The organism is Pontibacter cellulosilyticus (assembly GCF_014306105.1).
In the GTDB taxonomy this organism is placed as follows: Bacteria; Bacteroidota; Bacteroidia; order Cytophagales; family Hymenobacteraceae; genus Pontibacter; species Pontibacter cellulosilyticus.
This window is the reverse complement of the sequence record NZ_JACRVF010000001.1, coordinates 88,326-104,677: the sequence shown is the minus strand read 5'-3', so window position 1 is coordinate 104,677 and position 16,352 is coordinate 88,326. Positions and strand designations below refer to the sequence as shown.

General features: G+C 48.1%; 15 protein-coding genes. 5 read left to right on the top strand and 10 right to left on the bottom strand.

The window, feature by feature from the left end; genetic code table 11:
- Positions 1–19: 19 nt before the first annotated feature.
- From H8S84_RS00425 to H8S84_RS00410, 4 genes are read right to left on the bottom strand one after another with little or no spacing between them, the layout of a single operon-like run.
- The gene (locus H8S84_RS00425) at positions 20–1,066 is read right to left on the bottom strand and encodes an NAD(P)-dependent alcohol dehydrogenase (protein WP_187065303.1); all 1,047 of its coding nucleotides are present in this window, start codon (positions 1,064–1,066) and stop codon (positions 20–22) included.
- Positions 1,067–1,096: 30 nt separating this feature from the next.
- Complete coding sequence (locus H8S84_RS00420) at positions 1,097–2,014, bottom strand: SMP-30/gluconolactonase/LRE family protein (protein WP_187065302.1); 918 nt, start codon at positions 2,012–2,014, stop codon at positions 1,097–1,099.
- A 7-nt stretch (positions 2,015–2,021) separates the two neighbouring features.
- Complete coding sequence (locus H8S84_RS00415) at positions 2,022–2,636, bottom strand: 3-keto-disaccharide hydrolase (protein WP_187065301.1); 615 nt, start codon at positions 2,634–2,636, stop codon at positions 2,022–2,024.
- 33 nt (positions 2,637–2,669) lie between these two features.
- Positions 2,670–3,086: a c-type cytochrome gene (locus tag H8S84_RS00410; RefSeq protein WP_187065300.1), complete on the bottom strand. Its 417-nt coding sequence runs from the start codon at positions 3,084–3,086 to the stop codon at positions 2,670–2,672.
- A 217-nt stretch (positions 3,087–3,303) separates the two neighbouring features.
- Between H8S84_RS00410 and H8S84_RS00405 the strand changes: the two genes are divergently transcribed.
- Positions 3,304–5,751 (top strand): zinc-dependent metalloprotease, encoded by a 2,448-nt coding sequence (locus tag H8S84_RS00405; protein ID WP_187065299.1) that lies wholly within the window; start codon positions 3,304–3,306, stop codon positions 5,749–5,751.
- 397 nt (positions 5,752–6,148) lie between these two features.
- On the opposite strand, the gene H8S84_RS00400 is transcribed toward H8S84_RS00405, so the two are convergent.
- On the bottom strand, positions 6,149–6,394 hold the full coding sequence (locus H8S84_RS00400; RefSeq protein WP_230407001.1) for a hypothetical protein: 246 nt from the start codon (positions 6,392–6,394) through the stop codon (positions 6,149–6,151).
- A 198-nt stretch (positions 6,395–6,592) separates the two neighbouring features.
- On the opposite strand from H8S84_RS00400, the gene rluF reads away from it, so the two are divergent.
- The gene (gene rluF, locus H8S84_RS00395) at positions 6,593–7,570 is read left to right on the top strand and encodes a 23S rRNA pseudouridine(2604) synthase RluF (RefSeq protein ID WP_187065297.1); all 978 of its coding nucleotides are present in this window, start codon (positions 6,593–6,595) and stop codon (positions 7,568–7,570) included.
- A gap of 236 nt (positions 7,571–7,806) precedes the next feature.
- Complete coding sequence (locus tag H8S84_RS00390) at positions 7,807–8,838, top strand: pseudouridine synthase (protein WP_187065296.1); 1,032 nt, start codon at positions 7,807–7,809, stop codon at positions 8,836–8,838.
- A gap of 115 nt (positions 8,839–8,953) precedes the next feature.
- Here the strand turns inward: H8S84_RS00390 and H8S84_RS00385 are convergent, their stop codons facing one another.
- From H8S84_RS00385 to H8S84_RS00370, 4 genes are all read right to left on the bottom strand, one after another.
- The gene (locus tag H8S84_RS00385) at positions 8,954–9,808 is read right to left on the bottom strand and encodes a pirin family protein (protein ID WP_187065295.1); all 855 of its coding nucleotides are present in this window, start codon (positions 9,806–9,808) and stop codon (positions 8,954–8,956) included.
- A gap of 102 nt (positions 9,809–9,910) precedes the next feature.
- A complete protein-coding gene (cysM, locus tag H8S84_RS00380; RefSeq protein ID WP_187065294.1) occupies positions 9,911–10,795 on the bottom strand; it encodes a cysteine synthase CysM in 885 nt (294 codons plus the stop codon).
- A gap of 73 nt (positions 10,796–10,868) precedes the next feature.
- Positions 10,869–12,185, bottom strand: a complete 1,317-nt coding sequence (locus H8S84_RS00375) for a PQQ-dependent sugar dehydrogenase (protein ID WP_187065293.1) — start codon at positions 12,183–12,185, stop codon at positions 10,869–10,871.
- A gap of 8 nt (positions 12,186–12,193) precedes the next feature.
- Positions 12,194–13,036 carry an oxidoreductase gene (locus H8S84_RS00370; RefSeq protein ID WP_187065292.1) on the bottom strand — a complete coding sequence of 281 codons (843 nt, stop codon included), beginning with the start codon at positions 13,034–13,036 and terminating at the stop codon, positions 12,194–12,196.
- Between the two features lie 150 nt (positions 13,037–13,186).
- Between H8S84_RS00370 and H8S84_RS00365 the strand changes: the two genes are divergently transcribed.
- Positions 13,187–14,248, top strand: coding sequence for a PA0069 family radical SAM protein (locus tag H8S84_RS00365; protein WP_187065291.1), 1,062 nt, complete (start codon positions 13,187–13,189; stop codon positions 14,246–14,248).
- A gap of 64 nt (positions 14,249–14,312) precedes the next feature.
- Here H8S84_RS00365 and H8S84_RS00360 read toward each other — a convergent pair whose 3' ends face one another.
- On the bottom strand, positions 14,313–15,194 hold the full coding sequence (locus H8S84_RS00360; protein WP_187065290.1) for a manganese catalase family protein: 882 nt from the start codon (positions 15,192–15,194) through the stop codon (positions 14,313–14,315).
- 283 nt (positions 15,195–15,477) lie between these two features.
- Here H8S84_RS00360 and H8S84_RS00355 point away from each other — a divergent pair, with 283 nt between their 5' ends.
- Positions 15,478–16,272 (top strand): FRG domain-containing protein, encoded by a 795-nt coding sequence (locus H8S84_RS00355; protein ID WP_187065289.1) that lies wholly within the window; start codon positions 15,478–15,480, stop codon positions 16,270–16,272.
- Positions 16,273–16,352 lie beyond the last annotated feature (80 nt).

The window sequence follows — 16,352 nt, the reverse complement described above, 5'->3', positions numbered from 1 at the left end:
ACAGCAGAGGCTCTCAAAATTACTTCAGGCTCGCCATATCAATCACAAACCTATACTTTACATCTCCTTTCACCATACGTTCATAGGCCTCATTTACATAGTCGATCGGGATTACTTCCACATCCGAAAGTATGTTGTGCGTGGCACAGTAGTCTAGCATTTCCTGAGTTTCGGCAATGCCACCTATAAGCGAACCTACCAGACGGCGACGCTTAAACAGCAGGTTGCCCGCCATGATCTCAGCAGGAGCCGGTGGTGCGCCTAAGAGAATCATCGTGCCATCGCGCTTCAGCATGTTCATGTACATGTTGTAATCATGCGGGGCAGACACCGTGTTGATGATGAAATCAAATGTATTGACCATACTTTTGACCGTATCTTTATCGCGGGTATTGGCAAAATTATGTGCACCCAGTTCATGGGCATCTTTCGCTTTTTCGGGAGAGGTACTCAGCACCGTTACATCAGCCCCCTTGGAGGCAGCAATTTTTACCGCCATATGCCCAAGGCCGCCTAAACCAACAATGCCTACTTTATGGCCCTCTCCTATTTTCCATTCCCTGATCGGTGAATAGGTTGTAATACCAGCGCAAAGCAAAGGTGCAACCCTTGACAGATCCATGTTCATAGGCACCCGCAGCACATACTGCTCATCTACCACTATGTTGTTAGAATAGCCTCCTTGTGTAGGTGCGCTGCCGTCTTTTGCCTGACCGCCATAGGTTGCCACAAATCCGTTTTCGCAATACTGCTCCAGCCCTTCGCGACAGCTATGGCAATGGCGGCAGGAGTCTACAAAACAACCTACACCAGCCATATCACCTTCTTTAAACTTCTTTACTTCAGCACCCACTTGCACAACACGTCCCACAATCTCATGGCCAGGTACGGATGGGTATAAAATTTCACCCCACTCGCCTTTTACATGGTGCAGATCTGAGTGGCAGATGCCGCAGTACAGTATCTCAATCTTTACATCATTGGCCCCAACATCACGTCGTTCGAAGTCATAGGGTTTCAAGTCTGAAGTGGCATCGTAGGCCGCGAATCCTTTCGTTTGTATCATAGTTCTTATAGTTATAAAGTATTGTCATTTTTAAGCCGAAAGACCCTGTACAGGACCTCTGTAAAAGTTGGCAGGCACTCCACGCACACCCGGTTTTACAGAAAACAAACCGCCGCTTTTCGGATAGGTTTTCAGTTTCTCTTCGCTTTGCCACTCTTTGGCAGTTGTAATGTAGAGCGTGTCCAGGTTTTTACCACCAAAGCCACAGGAAGTGGTATTGTCAGTGGGTACTTTTACTTTCTGCAGCTGCTCTCCGGTTTTAGGGTTATACTTTGCTACACCCCCACCACCATGTAAAGCAATCCACAAATTACCGTCTGAATCCAGTGTCATTCCGTCCGGCGAGCCCTCTTCTTCGGGGATATTGATGATCACGCTGCCGTTACTTATCTCCCCGGTTTCATTATCATAATCATAAGCCTTTACCTCTTGGGTTTTGGTGTCTGTAAAGTACATCGTCTTTTTATCAAGCGACCATACAATGCCGTTGGAAATGGTCAGCTTATCCAGCTTATGATGCACCTTTCCATCCAGGTCGAGCATGTACAGGTCGGCTGCTCCGACTCTGGTGTCCAGGGCCATCGTACCAACCCAGAAACGGCCGGCTGGGTCACATTTTCCATCATTAAACCGAATATCATCTGCTTTGATTGGATTAGTAAGAAAACGTAGCTCTCCGGACCTTGTGTCGATGTGAAAGATACCATTCTGCAGCGCCACTAGGGCTCCTCCGTTTTCTACTGGCACCACCGTTCCGATGCGTTCCCCCACATCAAAGGCTTTGTCTTTTTTTGTTTCAGGATCATACAGGTGCAGCGCCTTTCCTTCAATATCCACCCAATACAGCACCTGCTCTGTTGGGTGCCACAGCGCGCCCTCTCCTAACCTGGCTTTGGCATCAAGTTCAAGTGTTGCAGTAAGGCTGTCTGATGAGTTGGTTTTAGGCATGGTAATACTATAATTCTCTGATAAATATGTTTCTAAACCATACTTCATCCTCGTGGTCCTGCAAGGCAATTTTACCCGACCTGAACAAGCCATACCCCGGAATGTCAGCAAACTTACTGTGCGCTATTAACTCCTGCCAGTGCTCATCCCAGAGTGTTGTGGTAAGTATGGTTTTAGTATTCATCTTTATACTAAGGCGGCCATGGTCACAAATTACTTCCGTACTGTTCCACTCGCCAGCTGGTTTTACCACATCTTCTTCTGCTGCTATTAGATCATACAAATCTCCTGCCTTGCTTTTAGGTTTAAAGGCATCGGGGTGACGTTGGTTGTCCAGCAACTGTATTTCAGGGCCTGATTTCCAGGTGTACTCAAACCGCTCCGGATCATCCTGCACGTAAAACAAAAGGGCACTGTTCCCGCCCTCTGAGACCTTCCACTCCAGTTTCAAATGAAAATTCTCAAAGCTCTCTTCCGTTACTAGGTCACCTCTGTCGTGTTGGACCGGGACGAAGTGCAGTACACCAGCCTCTGCTCTCCAGGCAATGCCCACGGTATCTTTGCCATACCGGTGCCACCCTTGCAAAGAGTTGCCATCAAACAGAGGCTTCCAGTCCTGCATTTGTTTAAGACACTTGAAGGAAGTATAAAAAGCTTATTGATCTCGTAATGTTAAGATGTACCTGGCCATTTCGCGGGCATCTTCCTGGCTGATGTTGGGATGCGGAGTCATCGGTACTTCTCCCCAAACACCGGAACCACCTTCTATGATCTTCCCGGCCAGGTAGTCGATGTTCTTGTCATTGGATTCATACTTGTTGGCTACATCCACATAGGCAGGACCCACCAGCTTTTCGTTTTCGCGGTGGCAGGCAAGACAATCTGAAAGAGAGATCAGCTTTGCGCCCTTGTCCATCTGAACCTGCTCTCCGCCGGCCTGCGGCACAGGTCCTGTTATTTGTGTTGTATCGGCTTCATAATCGCTCTCATAGTATTTATCATACTCAGATTTTTCTCCTCCGCAAGCCACTAGTAGCAGGCCCAGGCCCAGCATTGTGCATGTGTTTTTCATAATTTTTGTGTGTCTGGTTAAGGTTTTTTGGTATACGGGAAGATAAGAAATTTAGTGTTGCAAAGTGCAGTTTTGGCTCAGTTGGCATCGGCTTTAGTGACTGCTGAAAGTATAAACCGGAACCGTCAACTCTCTAGAACAACAGGATTACAAGGCTAGCAAATCCTTATAATTCCTTATATTACATCATCAACCTATACTAACCTTACCATAAAACATGAAATCACCCTTATTTAAAGGCCTGTGGCTATTACTGCTTGTGCTCTCTTCAAGTATGGCCATGGCGCAAAAGCTACCGAGCATTGCCTCCAAAACCGAAGGCATGAAACGCTACCCCGGTTATTTCACTTTTTACTACGACGATGCCAGCGGTAAAATCTGGCTGGAGATCGATAAGCTGAACCAGGAGTTTCTGTATGTAAACTCACTGCCTGCCGGACTGGGTTCTAATGACATTGGCTTGGACCGTGGCCAACTGGGCAGCACTAAGGTGGTATACTTTAACAGGCAGGGGCCGAAAGTGATGCTGGTGCAGCCAAACCTGGCCTACCGCGCTACTTCCAATAATCCGAACGAACGCCGTGCCGTGGAAGAGTCTTTTGCCCAGTCTATACTTTGGGGTTTTAAAGCAGAAGCTGCCGAAGGAAATAAAGTACTCGTTGATGCTACTGATTTCCTTCTTCGCGATGCACATGATGTGGTGGGAAGTATAAAACGCAGCCGCCAGGGAAACTATAAGCTGGACGCCAGCCGCTCTGCCTTATACTTGCCACGCACGAAGAATTTCCCAAAGAACACCGAGTTTGAAGCTACCCTCACGTTTACAGGTGGCGAGGATGCCGGACGCTACGTGCGCGAGGTAGCACCGGATGTAAATGCACTTACGCTGCGCCAGCACCACTCCTTTATACAGCTGCCGGACAGTAATTTTCAACCACGGCAAATGGATCCACGTGCCGGTTACTTTGGCATCTCCTATTTCGATTACTCCACCCCTGTTGACGAGAACATAGACAAACGCTTTATTGCCCGCCACCGCCTTCAGAAGAAAAACCCAACTGCCAAAGTATCCGAAGCTGTGAAGCCGATTATTTATTATGTAGACAACGGTGCACCGGAGCCTATCCGCTCTGCCCTGGTAGAAGGAGCACGTTGGTGGAATCAGGCTTATGAAGCAGCCGGCTATAAGAATGCTTTCCAGGTGGAAGTACTACCCGATACAGCCGACCCGATGGATGTGCGCTACAACATTATTCAGTGGGTACACCGCAGCACGCGCGGTTGGTCTTACGGTGCCACTGTAGTAGATCCACGTACAGGCGAGATTGTGAAAGGCCATGTTTCATTAGGCTCACTGCGCGTGCGTCAGGATTACATGATCGCGGAAGGTTTACTGGCACCTTACGAAGATGGAAAGCCGGCGAGTAAAGAGATGATGGAAATGGCACTGGCACGTATCCGCCAGCTGTCAGCTCATGAGGTTGGCCATACGTTGGGTATTATGCACAACTATGCCGCCAGCTCAAACGAGAATGCCTCGGTTATGGATTACCCGCACCCGATGGTAAAGCTGAACCGCGCCGGAAATATCGACCTGAGCAAAGCATATGAAACCGGTATCGGTGCCTGGGACAAAGTGGCTATTATGTATGGTTACCAGGATTTTCCGAAAGGCACGAATGAGCAGAAGGCACTGAATGAGATTCTGCAGCAAGGTGCCAAAGAAGGGCTACTGTTTATTTCTGACAGAGACGCACGTGCAGCTGGCGGTGCACACCCGGTTGCACACTTATGGGACAACGGCTTGAATGCTGCCGAGGAACTTGCCAATGTGCTGCGAATTCGCGAGAAGGCCCTGAAAAACTTTTCAGAGGAAAACATTAAGCCCGGAGCAGCTATGAGCACCCTGGAGGATGTGCTGGTGCCGATCTATAACTTCCACCGTTACCAAACCGAAGCTGCATCAAAATTAGTTGGTGGGTTAAATTATACGTACGCTACCCGCGGCGACAAGCAGGTTGTAACGGAGCCGGTAAGCAAAAGCGATCAGCAGAAAGCCCTGGACGGAATGTTGCGCACCATCTCATCGGAAGTGCTCACGCTGCCTGAGGATATAATAAAACTAATACCGCCCCGTGCCCCAGGTTTAGGAAACAACCGTGAGCTTTTCGCAAAACGCACCGGCCTTACCTTCGACCCATTGGCAGCCGCTGAGGCCTCAGCTGATTTTTCGCTTTCGTTGTTGCTGCACCCGGAACGCGCCTCACGTTTGGTAGAACTGAATGCCCGCCACAGCAGCCTTGGCCTGCAGGATGTAACGGAGCAGTTAATCGATAAAACATGGAAAGCACGTCGTGAAAAAGGCCTGCAGGAGGTAGTGCAGATGCAGACGGAGCAACTGGTATTAACGCACCTGCTACAGCTAGCCCATAACGAAAATACCTCTTACCAGGCACGTGCCATTGCCACCGCAGCGCTGCAGCAGATTAAGGATTATGCCAACCGCAAACGCAACGAAGGCAGCAGCAGTCCTTACCAGGCACACCTAGCCTTTGCACTGGATCGCCTGAACCGTCCTGTAACGGAAGAGATCAAACCTAGCCGTTCGCTTGACCTGCCTCCTGGTGCCCCAATTGGTAGCGGTGAGGTGATTGGATGTGAGTAGTTTACAAAGCAAATGAAGTAAAACAGAAAGGACCGCCATTGATATTATTGGCGGTCCTTTCTGTTTTATACTTTCGATGGCGCAAGTCTTCGGCATTAGCGTAACCTGTGACTTGACATGGCAGGGAGCCTTCAAAATAAGCAAGAATTACAAAGACCTCGCGGCGTCTTTATGACCCGCGAGTGTCTGACGTGAGCTACGTTATTGATGGCACTTCCACCCTAGACGCTCGCAGGACCTCCGGACGCTGCGAGGTCTTTATCATCAGAAAAAGAAACACAATATATTACCTCTCTACATCCTGATATCTTTCGCATGTCTAAAGGGTGGTCATCATACCCCAGAACTAACTCTTCGCTTAACACTTGCGTCAGGAAAGGGAAATAATGAAAAAGATCTACCAAAGATCAAACACATCCTTCACATCTATTACATCTGCATAAGGCTCAAGTATAGCCACGGCATTGGCTGACTTTTTAAAGGTACTGTATACCTGCACCATCTCTCCAGACCACAGCTCTACAAACGAATTGTTAAGAGCATAGAGTGTAACTGTCCAGCCGTTATGCTTACGTTGGGCAAGCATGGTACCGCCTTTCGCTAACGCTTCCTCCTGGCTCCGGAATGGGAGCCTCTCAAACATAGAGTATTCCTGCATGCCTTGCTTATGGTTTAGGGTAATTTATGAAGCGCTGCCGTAGCAAATTAGTTTCCACGCATGCTGTAAAATAGGTAAATCAGCAGCTTTAACGTACTTTTGAAAATATAAGTATAGCATATAAATGGCTTGTACGCTTCTGCAGGCATTTTTGCGGAAAGCTTTTAACAGCCACAGCACCACATGGAACCGATCAGACTAAATAAATTCATCAGCGACTCTGGCTACTGCTCACGCCGCGAAGCCGATAAAATGATAGAGCAGGGACGCGTAATGGTTAACGGTAAACGTCCCGAAGTAGGCGCAAAAGTAACCGCTAAGGATAAGGTGCGAGTGGATGGAAACCTTCTGCAGGTAGATGCAGTGGAGCCGGTATACTTACTACTGAACAAACCGGCAGGCATCGAGACTACCACCGACACCTCGCAACGCGAGAACATCATCAGCTTTACAAATTACCCGGAACGCATTTTCCCGGTTGGCCGCCTCGACAAAGACTCCGAGGGGCTGATCATACTTACCAACGACGGTGATATAGTAAACAAGATTCTGCGAGCCGGAAACAAGCACGAAAAGGAGTATATCGTAACAGTTGACAAGCCCATTAACCAGGATTTTGTAGAAAAGATGAGTGGCGGTGTTTCTATACTTGGCGTGAACACTAAAAAGTGTTTCGTGGAGCAACTGGGGGCAAACAAGTTCAGGATCATACTTACACAAGGTATGAACCGCCAGATTCGCCGCATGTGCGAGGTGCTAGGTTACGAAGTACAAACCCTGCAGCGCACACGTATCATGCACTTGTCACTTAACAAAATACCTTTAGGCCAGTGGCGAAACATGACCGAAACAGAGATTGCAGAACTGCAACGCCTGGTAGCGGGCTCAACTAAAACAGAGGAAGGCTCTATAGGTAAAAAACGTGCCGAAGCTCCTGCTCCCGCAAAAAGCAGCAAACCTAAATCCCGCAGCGGCGGCTCACCTGCTGCCAAATCCGGACGACCTGGAGGTAGCCCAAAAGGTGGTAAAAATGCTGCAGCCGGTAAGCGTGACAAACCTAAGACATCAAATTCTGCGAGAGGCTCTCGTGGTGCATCGAAAGGTACTGCGACAGGCGGAAAAGGAAGAAGTGGCGGAGCAAAAGGCGGCAGAAGAAGATAGATGTTTGAATTACAAATGATGAATTAGAAGGTATTTTCATACTTAAGGTGCATGATATAAGCAATGTCTGAGATGTTTATACTTAGTGAGCCAGACTGCCCCTAATTATTAATTATTCATTCGTAATTATTCATTCCCTCTCCTTTTCATGTAATTTTGCCTTTTCATAACATCTGGCGCAACAAAAGGACGCGGAACAAACTACATACCTGAAGTATAGCGCCACACGAAATAACATGGAACCAAAGCGATTAAATAAATTCATCAGCGACACCGGCTTTTGCTCGCGCCGCGAGGCTGATAGGCTGATAGAAGAAGGAAGAGTAACTGTAAACGGCAAAGAACCGGAAGCAGGCATTAAAGTTACCCCAAAAGACAAAGTACGGATTGACGATCAGTTGCTGAGCGTGCGCGATGAAGCCCCTGTTTACCTTGTCCTGAATAAGCCCTCCGGCTTATCGGCCACGGCAGATATGGAAGTGCGCGACAATGTGGTTCGTGCTATTAATCATCCTGCCTCACTACAGCCAATCGGTAAATTAGACAGGGAAGATGAGGGGGTTCTTTTCCTGAGCAACGACAGCGACTTTGTTCGTAAGCTGGCAAAAGCAGATAACAAGCTGGAGAAAGAACTGGTTGTTACCGTTAGCAAGCCTATCTCATCAGACTTTATTGCCAAACTGAGCGAAGCGTGTGCTTCTTTTGAAGAAGGCAACCCGAAGAAGGCAGTCATCAACAAAGAGGCAACCACACGTTTCAGGATCACACTTGAGCCGGGCATGAACCACAGTTTGAAAAAGACCTGTGAGGCATTGGGATACAAGGTTACTTTTATGCAGCGTGTAAGAGTGCAAAGCATCACCCTGACCAAATTGCAGAAAGGCCACTGGCGCACGCTTACCGCACCGGAAATTGCAAGCCTAAAGCAGGTCGCATCATCTAAACCAGACAAATCTTCCGCAAAAACCAGGTCCGACTTTAAAGACTCTGGTTATAAAGGAAGCGCAGGCAGAGAAAAAGCATCTACAGAAAGAAGTGCTTATCAGAAACCGAACAAGGCAGGTGCAGCAGAATTCAGTGGATCGGGTAAGCGAATCGGAAAATCTAGACCAGCTACATCAGGCTCTGGTAGTGCCAAAGGTACAAGAGGAGGTGCAAAAAGCGGTGGCGGCAGAACTGCAACCGGAAAGCCGGGTGCATCTAAAACTGGCAACAAAGCTGCTTCTGGCAACCGAAATGCTGCTCCTAAGAGATCCGGAAAACGATAGCAAGTATAAAAGCATAAGGAGAATTCTATTTGAAGAATTGCTTTAAAAAAACAGAGGGAGCGGTACGAAATGCCGCTCCCTCTGTTTTTATATGCAGGTAGTCTTAATATTCAGGCTACTCTTCCCAGCTACCCATCTTACCCAGCTGGTAATCCCGGAATGCTTCCCGTATCTCTTCTTCGGTGTTCATTACAAATGGGCCATGGGCTACAACAGGCTCGTTGAAAGGTTTAGCGTGGCCGAGTAAAATATAGCTGTCTTCCGTGGCTTCTATTGTTATCTCCTCTCCTTCGTTGGCAAACTCCACCAGGTGCAGCTTTTCAACTTTTTCGCCGTTTACGTTTACTGCCCCGCGCACTACATAGAAGAAGATGTTTCGTTCCGGATCTATACTTGTAGTAATGCTGCCGCCCTCCTGCAACTCTATACTTGCCATGTGTATGTCGCTCAGCGATGGAATTGGTCCTCTAGTGCTTGCCCAGGTTCCGGAAATAACATTAACTTTTACCTTGCCCTCATCTTCTTTAACCACCGGTATTTTATCTTTCTGCAAACCAACATAAGCCGGCTTCACCATTTTATACTTGGCGGGCAGGTTAAACCACAGCTGCAGTATCTCCAGCGGACCTCCCTCCTTCTTAAACTTCTCCGACGACACCTCTGCATGAATTAATCCTGAGCCGGCTGTCATCCACTGCACACCTCCCGCCTCTATCACATCTTTGCCGCCGCCAGTGTCCTGATGGGTAATGTCGCCGTCAAGTATAAACGTGAGCGTTTCGAAACCTCGGTGCGGGTGCGGTCCAAATGGCAGCCCCTGGTTGTTTGGCTTGTACACCTGCGGACCGTGGTGGTTCAGAAACAGGAACGGATCAATGTACTCCACCGAATGAGTTGGCATTGCTCTGTAAGTTACCAAATCTCCCATAGGAGCATTTACGGCTTTGTGTATTTTCTTTATTTTTCTCATTTAAATCTCAATTCAATGTACATACACCAATATATACACTTATTACTATAGATACAAATTTACAAGTATGTTTTGAGTGTAAGAAACTCAAAATCAACACGATTACTGAGAGAACAAATCGGAGGAAAGATAGCGGTCTCCCCGGTCACAGATGATACATACTACCACCCCGTGCTCAAGCTCTTCAATCAGCTTGGAAGCCACATGCACAGCACCACCACTGCTCATACCTGCAAAGATACCTTCTTCGCTGGCCAGCCTCCTGGTCATGATGGTGGCTTCGGTCTGGCTTACGTCAATGGTTCTGTCTACACGCTCCGTCTCAAAAATTTTGGGCAGGTACTCTTTTGGCCAGCGACGAATGCCAGGTATCTGAGACCCTGCAACAGGTTGCGCTCCGATTATCTGCACCTCCGGGTTTTGTTCTTTCAGGTAGCGCGATACGCCCATAATTGTTCCGGTAGTTCCCATGGATGACACAAAGTGTGTGACTTTACCTTCTGTATCTCGCCAGATCTCGGGGCCGGTGGTGCGTAGGTGTGCCTTGTAATTATCAGGGTTGCCAAACTGGTTCAGCACCATGTATCCTCCCTGCTTCACCTGCTCTGCAACGTAGTCAATGGCTCCTTCCATAGATCGTTCGGCGGGTGTAAGTATAACTTTGGCGCCAAAGGCCTGCATGGTTTGCACCCTTTCCCTGGTAGCACTGGCTGGCATTACAAGTTCAATCTCCACGCCGAACAACCGAGCGATCATCGCCAGTGCAATACCAGTGTTTCCGCTGGTGGCCTCTATTAGTTTCATACCAGGTTTCAGATCACCACGTTCAAGCGCACCTTTTATCATGCTGTAGGCGGCACGGTCTTTTACACTACCGCCGGGGTTGTTGCCTTCCAGTTTTCCATAAAGTTTAACACCGGGTTTGGTGTTTATGCGTGTGAGCTCAACAAGCGGAGTATTGCCGATAAAGTCCAGTAAAGTTGCCATACAGTTAGGTATCAGTTTTATGATGAGTAGTGCAAGTCTCCGGACCGACACTGGAAAATGTTTGTTCAGACGGCTATTTGTTAGCACTCACACGCCAAATGGTATTGGAGGTATCATCGGCAACAAGCAAAGCACCGTCCGGCATTACCGTAACTCCTACCGGACGGCCGTATACTTCACCGGCTTGTTTGTCTGCAAAAAAGCCTGTTAAGAAATCTTCTGCAGGTCCGGTTGGCTTGCCTTCCTTAAAAGGCACAAAAACCACCCTGTACCCTACTAATTCGGAACGGTTCCAAGAGCCGTGCTGTCCGACAAAGGCCCCGTTCCTATACTTTTCCGGATAGGCGTCTTTATCATAAAAAGCTAATCCCAGTGAGGCAGAATGTGCTACCAAAGGTACATCGGGGACCAGCGCCTTTTGTACCAGATCAGGCCTTTCTCCTACCCTTCTCGGGTCTTCGTGATCACCATAGTATGAATAGGGCCAACCGTAAAATCCTCCCTTCTGCACGCTAGTCAGGTAATCTGGCACTAGTTCATCCCCTAACTCATCACGTTCGTTAACAGCAGTCCAGAGGGTATTGGTACCAGGTGCCCAGTCCATGCCAACCGGGTTACGAAGTCCGCTGGCATAAATGCGCTCACCAGTACCATCGGGATTTATCTCAAGTATGTTTGCCCTACGTTGCTCTTCATCCATACCATGCTCCCCATGGTCGCTTGCTGAGCCTACGGCTACATATATTTTGGAGCCATCGGCGTTGGAGATGATATTTCTTGTCCAGTGGTTATTATAGCCACCCGCCGGAAGGTCTAGTATCTTTTCCCCTTTTGCAGCAATAGTTGTCTCGCCCGGCTGATAAGGGTAGCGCCACACACCATCTGTGTTCGCTACATAGAAATAGTTGTTCAGCACTAACATTCCCAGGGGTTGGTTCAGGTTGCTGAGGAAGGTTTTGCGCAAGTCAGGGGTTCCATCTCCGTCTGTATCGCGGAACAGGGTAATACGATTCGCACTATTGCCTAGAGCCATGGCCTTGGATATGCCTACAATTTTAGCTCCGATTCGCTTCAGAAACCCTACTTCTGTACTTGCCTCGGCTACTAATACATCACCATTCGGCGTTACATATATCCAGCGCGGGTTCTGCAAGCCATCAGCATACTTGTTGACCTTAAAACCGGCTGGTGCCGTGGGTTTATTTCCTTTCTTCCAGCCAATTACTTCCGGAAAGTTCATGTCCGACTCCGTTTCATGGGGAGGAGGCAACGTAACAGTTAAGCCAGCCGGAGTGGTAACAGTAGAAGGCTGCTGCTGCACCACAGGATGGTTTGAGTTACAACTACCAAGAAAGGCAATGGCTGCAGCGATAAGAGCTATTTTTTTCATAGTCAGGCTTATGTTTCGAAAGAAGTTTTGGTAGCGGTCCGCTCCCATTTCCAGAGATCGTTTTCCAGGTTGCGCATTTTCGTTCTGACTGCCTCGTAAGCAATCTGGCCTAGCGGTAACCGAAGCGGTGGATCTTCGGAGTTTACCACCTGCCACAGCACTTCTGCAGCTTTGGCAGGGTCACCGTCCTGCTTTCCGTTGCGCTCATGCATAGCTCGTTCAAAAGCACCTGCTGTTTCGGCATAGGCATCTATATGATCATCAGCCCTTTTTATACTTGGTCCGGCAAAATTGGTACGGAACGGCCCCGGTTCTACTATCGTAACTTTTATATTAAAGGGCGCCACTTCCTGTGCCAGTGCCTCGCTAAAGCCCTCCAGCGCAAATTTACTGGCATTGTACACGCCAAAGCCCTGGGTACCACGGAAGCCAGCCACAGAAGAGATCTGTAGAAAATGGCCGTGTTTCTGTTCTCTAAAGATTGGTAGCGCAGCCTGCGTTACGTGTAGCGCCCCATAAAAATTTGTTTCCATCACCTCGCGCACCTCAACTACACTTGCCTCTTCTATTGCACCCAAAAAGCCAAACCCTGCATTGTTCACTACCATGTCCAGCTGCTCGAACTGCTTATAGGTCTTCTGCATCACAGAAATAACATCGGCACGTTGTGTTACATCCAGCACATGGGCAAAGGTTATTCCCGGTGCAATGTCATTAAACTCCTGCACCTGCTCTTTTTTCCGGACGGTGCCAATTACTTTATCTCCGTGAGCTGCCACTTCCTTTGCTAATTCGCGCCCAAAACCACTGGACACTCCTGTAATAAACCATACTTTGCCTTTGTGCTTCATCGTGCTTGTACTTTTCTGTTACTATTCCCTCTTTAACTCTCTAAGTCCTACTGCAGTTACATTTTAGGTTTCTGCTACTTATATTAAAAATTATCTTGAAACTAATTTTATTAGCTAAAACTAATTAAATTAGCACAAGTATAAACTAAGATGAAAGCAGAAGAATACTTAAAAGGGCGAGGCGCACAGTATAATCCGGCAAACCCATACTTAAAGCAGGAGTATGTAGCGGAGCATATCGAGGGATTAGATGAAGCGATGCTGTCGAATTCTAAAACGGAGTTTCTGGCAGAGCATCCGAAGAAAATCGTGAATAAAGTAGAAAGCCCTGACATTGGCCTGAGCTACTCCCTTAACCCCTACCAAGGCTGTGAGCACGGTTGCATTTACTGCTATGCCCGCAACACGCACCAGTACTGGGGCTACGGCGCAGGTCTGGACTTTGAACGCAAGATTATTGTAAAGGAAAATGCGCCGCAGGTGCTGGCCAAGCAGTTGGAGAACCAGAATTGGCAGGTGATGCCGCTTATGCTGGCCGGTAACACCGATTGCTACCAACCCATAGAGGCTAAAAAGAAGCTCACCCGTCAGATACTCGAGGTGCTGCTGCAATATCGCCACCCGGTTAGCATCATCACTAAAAATGCCCTCATACTTCGCGATCTAGACCTGTTGCAGGAGCTAAATAAGCTGGACCTACTGCACGTGAATATCAGCATCACTACCCTCGACGAAAAGTTGCGGCTTAAACTCGAACCAAGAACTGCTTCCGGGGCAAAACGGCTGGAAGTGGTGCGCCAGTTAAGTGCCGTGGGCATACCTGTAAATGTAATGGTGGCTCCTGTTATTCCCGGCCTCAACGACTCAGAGATTCCGCAGATCATAAAACAGGCAGCCGAGGCCGGAGCACAAAGCGCTGCTTATACGATTGTTCGCCTGAACGGAAGTATAGGTCCCATTTTTGAGGATTGGATACAAGAAGCTTTCCCGGATCGTGCCGCCAAGGTGCTAAACCAAATTGCCGACTGCCACGGCGGTAGCCTGAACGATAGCCGTTTTGGCACCCGCATGCGTGGCGAGGGTAAATTTGCTGAGGCTATCGCAAAGCTGTTTAAGCTGAGCAAGCAGAAGTATATGGCCGGCAGAAGTATAAAGCCCTTTAATTACAGCCACTTCTGCACCCGTGCAGGCAAGCAGATGGAGCTGTTTTAGCCTATATATAATAAGAGTGCGAAGAATTAATTCCCCGCACTCTTATTTATACTTGCTTGCTTAGCTAAAATTTGTGTTTTATCTTATTCATTATACCGGCCTGCCCATTCATTTGCTCTACCTGTGCATGGCCTCTTGGATCTGGTGGCGCAAGCTCTGGTAAATCACCTTGGGGTAAGCCTAGGTTAAAACTGAATTCACCTTTTCCATCCATCGATTTACCACTGCTCCAGCGCGCGTTCCGCATTTCTTCAATAGAGCCATCCTCATCGTTTACTTTTGTAGAGACGAACGCATAGTTATAGTCGTGGTTTTCTTTAGCCTGAGGGAATGAGTTTGGAATAGGATGTACTCCTTTAAGGCCGCCAAGGTCTTCCAGTACAGCCAACCACTGGTTCTGGTGCATGGTGTCGCGCGCGATCAGAAACGACAGCATGTCTTTCATACCGGGATCATCAGTGGCCTCCCACAGGCGCGTTGCCAGCAAACGGCCCGTAGACTCAGCCATTACGTTTGCATACATATCAGCCGCCAGGTTACCGCTACCTACTACCCACGAGCCATTAAATGGGACTCCATTGCTGTCTACTGCCATTGCCGCCAAGCCTGAAGAAAGCACATGGCGTGGGTTCATACCACCCATTACAGCTCCAATCACCTTATCTTTAGCCATTTCTTCCTGCAAAGACACTGGCGCTCCCTCTAAGTTCAAAGCCACTGCGGTAGCCAACATTTCAATGTGAGAGATCTCTTCTGTGCCAGTTTCCATCAGCATATCTCGGTACTTTTTAGGGCCGCGGCTGCCCCATGCTTGGAACAGGTATTGCAGGCAAACTCTTATCTCTCCTTCAATGCCTCCGATAGCTTGTTGCAGCATATTGGCAAAAGCAGGATTAGGTTTCTCTACACGTACCTTGTACTGTAGTTTACTGTCGTGATAAAACATAAGTCTGTTTTTAGAAATTGAACATAGTTCAGGTTTACGATAGTGACTAAAGCATGTTATAAATTAAATCATATAATAAATAATTAAAATACCAGACTATGCATATATCGAAATGCTATAAATATGTTTGTATGATGCCCACACTTGTCGTTTGGAGCATTTGTTCTTCTAAGCATCCGTGAAAAAGCTAGTATAAGATTAGTGGTAAACTTGACAGTGTTTTTTCCTGTGTAACCATCAGCAGCCGTAGCAGTATGTAAAACCGAACCCTTACGATCAGCCAATGGACTATAACGCAAACGATGTTCATGTTAATAGCTGGACCGAGCTGCAGTCTGCCCTTTTTGACCACAGCTGGGACGATAAGATAGAGCGTTTCCGTTCATCTTATGTATACCGCGGCACCCTTAACTCTGAATTTAACCTGAACACCAGCATTATGCGCATCGGCAGCAAGTATGAAGAACTGGAGCCTCACCTGCTGCGTAACTTCCGCAAGTATGCCCACACCAGCGCCGCCTCCGGCAACTCCGTCTGGAACTGGCTTGCCCTGGCACAGCACCATGGCCTGCCCACCCGCCTCCTCGACTGGACCTACTCTCCTTATGTGGCCCTGCATTTTGCAACTGAAGACCTGGGCAGCTTTGACCAGGACGGTTGCGTTTGGTGTGTAAACTATGTAAAGTCGAGGGAGTTTTTGCCGCCGCCGCTTCTGAAGGCTCTGGAAGAGGAAGGCTCTAACGTGTTTACGCCGGAAGTACTCGAGCCGGTGGCACCGTCGTTTAAAGCACTTAAGAGTTTCCAGGAGGAGGAGTATGTGATGTTCCTGGAGCCGCCTTCGCTGGATGCGCGCATCGTGCACCAATACGCTTTGTTCTCGATGATGTCGGATGTGAAGACAGAGCTGAGCCAATGGCTGCAGAAACACGATGATTTATACTTTAGGGTAATTATACCTGCCGGGCTAAAGTGGGAAGTCCGCGACAAACTGGACCAAGCCAATATCACAGAACGTGTACTTTTTCCGGGATTAACTGGCTTAAGCCAATGGCTGAAGCGCCATTACACCCATACTTGAAATTTTAACTAATAAAAGTAGCTGCCTGCCTTCTTTGTCTGTAGAATTACCTATCTTAAGCGTATAAATTCCATATACGT

Bases quoted from the DNA above. Each gene is read 5' to 3' on its own strand.
- H8S84_RS00385 (WP_187065295.1), bottom strand. From the start codon at position 9,808: ATGAGAAAAATAAAGAAAATACACAAAGCCGTAAATGCTCCTATGGGA.
- H8S84_RS00415 (WP_187065301.1), bottom strand. From the start codon at position 2,636: ATGCAGGACTGGAAGCCTCTGTTTGATGGCAACTCTTTGCAAGGGTGG.
- H8S84_RS00360 (WP_187065290.1), bottom strand. From the start codon at position 15,194: ATGTTTTATCACGACAGTAAACTACAGTACAAGGTACGTGTAGAGAAA.
- H8S84_RS00365 (WP_187065291.1), top strand. From the start codon at position 13,187: ATGAAAGCAGAAGAATACTTAAAAGGGCGAGGCGCACAGTATAATCCG.
- H8S84_RS00390 (WP_187065296.1), top strand. From the start codon at position 7,807: ATGGAACCAAAGCGATTAAATAAATTCATCAGCGACACCGGCTTTTGC.
- H8S84_RS00425 (WP_187065303.1), bottom strand. From the start codon at position 1,066: ATGATACAAACGAAAGGATTCGCGGCCTACGATGCCACTTCAGACTTG.
- H8S84_RS00410 (WP_187065300.1), bottom strand. From the start codon at position 3,086: ATGAAAAACACATGCACAATGCTGGGCCTGGGCCTGCTACTAGTGGCT.
- cysM (WP_187065294.1), bottom strand. From the start codon at position 10,795: ATGGCAACTTTACTGGACTTTATCGGCAATACTCCGCTTGTTGAGCTC.
- H8S84_RS00355 (WP_187065289.1), top strand. From the start codon at position 15,478: ATGGACTATAACGCAAACGATGTTCATGTTAATAGCTGGACCGAGCTG.
- H8S84_RS00400 (WP_230407001.1), bottom strand. From the start codon at position 6,394: ATGTTTGAGAGGCTCCCATTCCGGAGCCAGGAGGAAGCGTTAGCGAAA.
- H8S84_RS00375 (WP_187065293.1), bottom strand. From the start codon at position 12,185: ATGAAAAAAATAGCTCTTATCGCTGCAGCCATTGCCTTTCTTGGTAGT.
- H8S84_RS00420 (WP_187065302.1), bottom strand. From the start codon at position 2,014: ATGCCTAAAACCAACTCATCAGACAGCCTTACTGCAACACTTGAACTT.
- H8S84_RS00405 (WP_187065299.1), top strand. From the start codon at position 3,304: ATGAAATCACCCTTATTTAAAGGCCTGTGGCTATTACTGCTTGTGCTC.
- H8S84_RS00370 (WP_187065292.1), bottom strand. From the start codon at position 13,036: ATGAAGCACAAAGGCAAAGTATGGTTTATTACAGGAGTGTCCAGTGGT.
- rluF (WP_187065297.1), top strand. From the start codon at position 6,593: ATGGAACCGATCAGACTAAATAAATTCATCAGCGACTCTGGCTACTGC.